Annotated in this window: 2 protein-coding genes; both read right to left on the bottom strand. The window is 74.8% G+C overall.

Translation table 11 applies throughout. The annotated features are described in order from the left end of the window. A partial coding sequence (locus ACWDX9_RS63390) for a condensation domain-containing protein (protein ID WP_449973467.1) occupies positions 1 to 693 on the bottom strand: 693 nt, incomplete at its 3' end. Beyond that, on the bottom strand, positions 690 to 1303 hold a 614-nt coding region (locus tag ACWDX9_RS63385; protein ID WP_449973466.1), incomplete at its 5' end, for a phosphopantetheine-binding protein. The genes ACWDX9_RS63385 and ACWDX9_RS63390, both read right to left, overlap by 4 nt.

The raw sequence follows: 1303 nt of genomic DNA, 5'->3' as shown, positions 1-1303 counted from the left end.
AAGGACATGGCCACACCGGCGCTGCTCATGTCCGGCAACAAGGACGAGGGCTACCTGTTCGGCAACGTACGGCCTCAGACACTGCCGCCGGGCCGGGCGCGGCCGGTCCGCCGGCAGGTCCAGCGGCGCGGCCCCGTCGAGCCTGGCCGTCCAGTGCTCCACGTCCGCGTCGGCCTCGCGCTGCGCGTCGGCGTACTCGGCGTAGGTCGTGGCCAGCTCCGGCAGCCGGGCGGGGGTGCCGTCCAGGCGGGCCGCGTAGCACCTGGCCAGGTCGTCCATGAGAACGTTCAGCGACCAGCCGTCGCCGATGATGTGGTGCAGGACGACGCACAGCACGTGGTCGCCGGGGGAGAGCCGGACCAGCGTGACGCGCAGGGGCGGCGCGGAGCCCAGCTCGAAGGGGGTGTTCGCGCGCTCTTCGAGCAGCCGCGCGGCCTGCTCGGGCGTGTCGAGGTCGACGCGCTCGACCGGTACGGGGCCGGGCGGCTCGACGATCGCGACCGGCTGCCCGTCGTGGTCGGGGAAGCGGGTGCGCAGCGACTCGTGCCGCGCCACCACGTCGCCGAACGCGCCGGTCAGGGCGTCGGCGTCGAGCGGGCCGGAGATCCGCCGCACGACGGCCACCCGGTAGGCGGGGTCGGCCGGGTCGAGCCGGTGCAGGAACCAGAGCCGTTCCTGGCCGAGGGAGATCATGCGCGCAGCTCGCTGACCGCCGCCGCCACCCCGGCGACCGTCGGATCGTCGAGGAACACGTCGAACGGCACCTCGACGCCGAGCCGTTTCCTGATCCGGGCGCCGATCTGGGTGATGGTCAGCGAGTGGCCGCCGAGGTCGTACAGGTCCTCGTCGGGGGCGAGCTCCTCGATCCGCAGGACCTCCATCCAGATCTGGCGTACCTGCTCGACCAGCTCGCCGTCCACAGCCCCCGCCGTTGCATCCGGTACGGGGGCTTCGACCGGCCCGGCCGCCGGCACCGGCGCGGCGGTGGGCAGGGGCAGGTCGGCGAGCCGGAGGCCGGGGTCGGCGGCCAGCACGGCCCGCAGGTGCTCCCCGGCCCGCTCGACGTGCTCGCGCCCGATGACGTCGGGGCTGTGGTGCAGGGTGAGCCGGAGCCCGTCGTCGCCGTCCACGGCCTGCAGGTGCAGGACGTTCCTGACCATGTGGTTGGACATCTTCCACTCGGCCACCACGCCCAGCCCGGGGAAGACCACGTCGGCCGCGCGCCGCCGGAAGCTGATCGACACCGGCGCCAGCGCGGGGCGCGGCCGGATGCCGCCCGCGCCCCGGGCCCCGGGGAAGACGC

The organism is Nonomuraea sp. NPDC003201 (genome assembly GCF_053590415.1).
Note: the sequence above shows the minus strand (reverse complement) of the source record. Positions and strands in the feature narration are given on the sequence as shown.